Raw genomic sequence first — 5,251 nt, 5'->3', positions numbered from 1 at the left:
GTGAATGATTGTCCGGCGGTGTCCTACTCTCCCACACCCTGTCGAGTGCAGTACCATCGGCGCAGGTGGCCTTAGCTTCCGGGTTCGGAATGGGACCGGGCGTTTCCCCACCGCTATAACCGCCGTAACACTATGAAACTATCCACACAGAGAGCCACAACCAACCACCCTTAACAGGGTCGTCAATTGTTGTCTCGGTGGTCTGTGTGTTGTTTCAGATACCGCACAGTGGACGCGTAACACCTTCGATAGTAAGCCCTCGGCCTATTAGTACCGGTCACCTCCACACGTTACCGTGCTTCCAGTTCCAGCCTATCAACCCCATGGTCTGTAGGGGGCCTTAACCCATCAAGTGGGAGAGAAACCTCATCTTGGAACAGGCTTCCCGCTTAGATGCTTTCAGCGGTTATCCCTTCCGAACGTAGCCAACCAGCCATGCTCCTGGCGGAACAACTGGCACACCAGAGGTTCGTCCGTCCCGGTCCTCTCGTACTAGGGACAGCCTTCCTCAAGTTTCTTACGCGCGCGGCGGATAGAGACCGAACTGTCTCACGACGTTCTAAACCCAGCTCGCGTGCCGCTTTAATGGGCGAACAGCCCAACCCTTGGGACCTACTCCAGCCCCAGGATGCGACGAGCCGACATCGAGGTGCCAAACCATCCCGTCGATATGGACTCTTGGGGAAGATCAGCCTGTTATCCCCGGGGTACCTTTTATCCGTTGAGCGACACCGCTTCCACTTGCCGGTGCCGGATCACTAGTCCCGACTTTCGTCCCTGCTCGACCTGTCAGTCTCACAGTCAAGCTCCCTTGTGCACTTGCACTCGACACCTGATTGCCAACCAGGCTGAGGGAACCTTTGGGCGCCTCCGTTACATTTTAGGAGGCAACCGCCCCAGTTAAACTACCCACCAGGCACTGTCCCTGAACCAGATCATGGTCCGAGGTTAGAAGCCCAATACGATCAGAGTGGTATTTCAACGACGACTCCACCAACACTGGCGTGCTGGTTTCACAGTCTCCCACCTATCCTACACAAACCGTACCGAACACCAATACCAAGCTATAGTGAAGGTCCCGGGGTCTTTTCGTCCTGCCGCGCGTAACGAGCATCTTTACTCGTAATGCAATTTCGCCGAGTCTGTGGTTGAGACAGCAGAGAAGTCGTTACGCCATTCGTGCAGGTCGGAACTTACCCGACAAGGAATTTCGCTACCTTAGGATGGTTATAGTTACCACCGCCGTTTACCGGGGCTTAAATTCTCAGCTTCGCCCTCACGGGCTAACCGGTCCTCTTAACCTTCCGGCACCGGGCAGGCGTCAGTCCGTATACATCGTCTTACGACTTCGCACGGACCTGTGTTTTTAGTAAACAGTCGCTTCTCTCTGGTCTCTGCGACCCCACCCAGCTCAGGCTGCAAGAGCCGTCACCAGATGTGGTCCCCCTTCTCCCGAAGTTACGGGGGCATTTTGCCGAGTTCCTTAACCACAGTTCTCTCGATCGCCTTAGTATTCTCTACCTGACCACCTGTGTCGGTTTGGGGTACGGGCCATGTACCAGCTCGCTAGAGGCTTTTCTCGGCAGCATAGGATCACTGAATTCGTCTCAACGACTACGCATCACCTCTCAGGCTGTGTGCAACACGGATTTGCCTATGTTGCGCCCTACAGGCTTACACCAGGTATTCCATCACCTGGCCCAGCTACCTTCCTGCGTCACCCCATCGCTTACCTACTACAGCGAAGGTCCTGTGCAGCAATCCTGCGTCTCGCCCGAAGGCTTGATCACAGAACGTTTGGACAGTTAGTACCACTGATTCGGCATTGGGCGCGGATACACGGGTACGGGAATATCAACCCGTTGTCCATCGACTACGCCTGTCGGCCTCGCCTTAGGTCCCGACTCACCCTGGGCGGATTAACCTGGCCCAGGAACCCTTGGTCATTCGGCGGACGAGTTTCTCACTCGTCTTTCGCTACTCATGCCTGCATTCTCACTCCCGTGGCCTCCACAGCTAGTTCACACTGCTGCTTCCACGGCCACAGGACGCTCCCCTACCCATCCCAACACCTGGCCCCGATCCGAAGAAAGGGACGGGTTAATGTTGGAATGCCGCGGCTTCGGCGGTGTACTTGAGCCCCGCTACATTGTCGGCGCAGGATCACTTGACCAGTGAGCTATTACGCACTCTTTCAAGGGTGGCTGCTTCTAAGCCAACCTCCTGGTTGTCTAAGCGACCCCACATCCTTTTCCACTTAGTACACGCTTAGGGGCCTTAGCCGGCGATCTGGGCTGTTTCCCTCTCGACTACGAAGCTTATCCCCCGCAGTCTCACTGCCACGCTCTCACACACCGGCATTCGGAGTTTGGCTGACTTCGGTAAGCTTGTAGGCCCCCTAGGCCATCCAGTAGCTCTACCTCCGGCGTGAAACACGTGACGCTGCACCTAAATGCATTTCGGGGAGAACCAGCTATCACGGAGTTTGATTGGCCTTTCACCCCTACCCACAGCTCATCCCCTCAGTTTTCAACCTAAGTGGGTTCGGGCCTCCACGACGTCTTACCGTCGCTTCACCCTGGCCATGGGTAGATCACTCCGCTTCGGGTCCATAATGTGCGACTAGGAACGCCCTATTCGGACTCGCTTTCGCTACGGCTACCCCACACGGGTTAACCTCGCCACACACCGATGACTCGCAGGCTCATTCTTCAAAAGGCACGCCATCACCCCACCAACAAGTTGGAAGGCTTTGACGGATTGTAAGCGCACGGTTTCAGGTACTATTTCACTCCCCTCCCGGGGTACTTTTCACCTTTCCCTCACGGTACTAGTCCGCTATCGGTCACCAGGGAGTATTCAGGCTTACCGGGTGGTCCCGGCAGATTCACAGCAGATTTCACGGGCCCGCTGCTACTCGGGTATCTCCTACAACAGAGCACATGTTTTCGCTTACCGGACTATCACCGTCTATGGTGGGCCGTTCCAGACCACTTCAACTAACACGAACTTTTCTGACTGTTGCCTAGTCCGGCAGAACTAGGAAAGAAGACCCCACAACACCGCATGGACAACCCCTGCCGGGTATCACATCCACACGGTTTAGCCTCATCCGCTTTCGCTCGCCACTACTCACGGAATCACTGTTGTTTTCTCTTCCTGTGGGTACTGAGATGTTTCACTTCCCCACGTTCCCTCCACACACCCTATATATTCAGATGCGGGTAACACGACATCACTCGTGCTGGGTTTCCCCATTCGGAAATCCTCGGATCTCAGCTCGGTTGACAGCTCCCCGAGGCTTATCGCAGCCTCCTACGTCCTTCATCGGCTCCTGGTGCCAAGGCATCCACCGTACGCTCTTAAACACTTACTAACAAAGATGCTCGCGTCCACTGTGCAGTTCTCAAACAACACACCCGGGAAAGTTCCGTACCCAGACCTACTCAACCCTTCCGGGCCGGCGGTTTCGAGGAAAACTCTCTCGGATCATTTGCTTTGCCTTGAAAAAACACTTTCGCGTGTTCTTTCAGGACCCAATAGTGTGTCGGTATACCCATCGCGACCTCAGACATTGCTGAGACCGAGTGCGATGAAAGTTGTCAGCGTTCCACCCATGAGCGTCCGCAGACCTACATACGAGATCTAAACGGTCTCTGACACAACCACTCTCGACTCTTCGAGGTGTTCGTGTAGATGTGCTCCTTAGAAAGGAGGTGATCCAGCCGCACCTTCCGGTACGGCTACCTTGTTACGACTTCGTCCCAATCGCCGATCCCACCTTCGACGGCTCCCTCCCACAAGGGGTTAGGCCACCGGCTTCGGGTGTTACCGACTTTCATGACGTGACGGGCGGTGTGTACAAGGCCCGGGAACGTATTCACCGCAGCGTTGCTGATCTGCGATTACTAGCGACTCCAACTTCACGGGGTCGAGTTGCAGACCCCGATCCGAACTGAGACCGGCTTTAAGGGATTCGCTCCACCTCACGGTATCGCAGCCCTCTGTACCGGCCATTGTAGCATGTGTGAAGCCCTGGACATAAGGGGCATGATGACTTGACGTCGTCCCCACCTTCCTCCGAGTTGACCCCGGCAGTCTCTCACGAGTCCCCGCCATTACGCGCTGGCAACATAAGATAAGGGTTGCGCTCGTTGCGGGACTTAACCCAACATCTCACGACACGAGCTGACGACAGCCATGCACCACCTGTACACCAACCACAAGGGGGCACGTATCTCTACGTGTTTCTGGTGTATGTCAAACCCAGGTAAGGTTCTTCGCGTTGCATCGAATTAATCCACATGCTCCGCCGCTTGTGCGGGCCCCCGTCAATTTCTTTGAGTTTTAGCCTTGCGGCCGTACTCCCCAGGCGGGGTACTTAATGCGTTAGCTACGGCACGGAGTCCGTGGAAGGAGCCCCACACCTAGTACCCACCGTTTACGGCATGGACTACCAGGGTATCTAATCCTGTTTGCTACCCATGCTTTCGCTTCTCAGCGTCAGTTACTTCCCAGAGACCCGCCTTCGCCACCGGTGTTCCTCCTGATATCTGCGCATTTCACCGCTACACCAGGAATTCCAGTCTCCCCTGAAGTACTCTAGTCCGCCCGTATCGCCTGCAAGCTTAAGGTTGAGCCCCAAGTTTTCACAAACGACGCGACGAACCGCCTACAAGCTCTTTACGCCCAGTAATTCCGGACAACGCTCGGACCCTACGTATTACCGCGGCTGCTGGCACGTAGTTGGCCGGTCCTTATTCTACAGGTACAGTCACTTACGCTTCGTCCCTGTCAAAAGCGGTTTACAACCCGAAGGCCGTCATCCCGCACGCGGCGTCGCTGCATCAGGCTTTCGCCCATTGTGCAATATTCCCCACTGCTGCCTCCCGTAGGAGTCTGGGCCGTGTCTCAGTCCCAGTGTGGCCGGTCACCCTCTCAGGTCGGCTACCCGTCGTCGCCTTGGTGAGCCGTTACCTCACCAACAAGCTGATAGGCCGCGGGCCCATCTCGCACCGATAAATCTTTCCACCCCAGAACATGCATCCCGAGGTCATATCCGGTATTAGACCCAGTTTCCCAGGCTTATCCCGAAGTGCAAGGCAGATCACCCACGTGTTACTCACCCGTTCGCCGCTCGTGTACCCCGAAGGGCCTTACCGCTCGACTTGCATGTGTTAAGCACGCCGCTAGCGTTCGTCCTGAGCCAGAATCAAACTCTCCGTTGAAGACTCTCAACCACACCCCAAAA

At 55.7% G+C, this 5,251-nt stretch carries 3 rRNA genes; all 3 read right to left on the bottom strand.

Annotated features, from left to right (window positions below):
- Positions 1–10: 10 nt before the first annotated feature.
- Positions 11–127 (bottom strand): 5S ribosomal RNA (gene rrf / locus NI2_RS32440).
- Between the two features lie 120 nt (positions 128–247).
- Positions 248–3,376 (bottom strand): 23S ribosomal RNA (locus tag NI2_RS32435).
- 333 nt (positions 3,377–3,709) lie between these two features.
- A 16S ribosomal RNA gene (locus NI2_RS32430) occupies positions 3,710–5,228 on the bottom strand.
- Together the 16S, 23S and 5S rRNA genes form the textbook arrangement of a ribosomal RNA operon.
- Positions 5,229–5,251 lie beyond the last annotated feature (23 nt).

This window comes from Nocardia ignorata NBRC 108230, assembly GCF_001612905.1.
Lineage (GTDB): Bacteria > Actinomycetota > Actinomycetes > Mycobacteriales > Mycobacteriaceae > Nocardia > Nocardia ignorata.
This window is presented reverse-complemented; position numbering and strand designations above follow the sequence as displayed.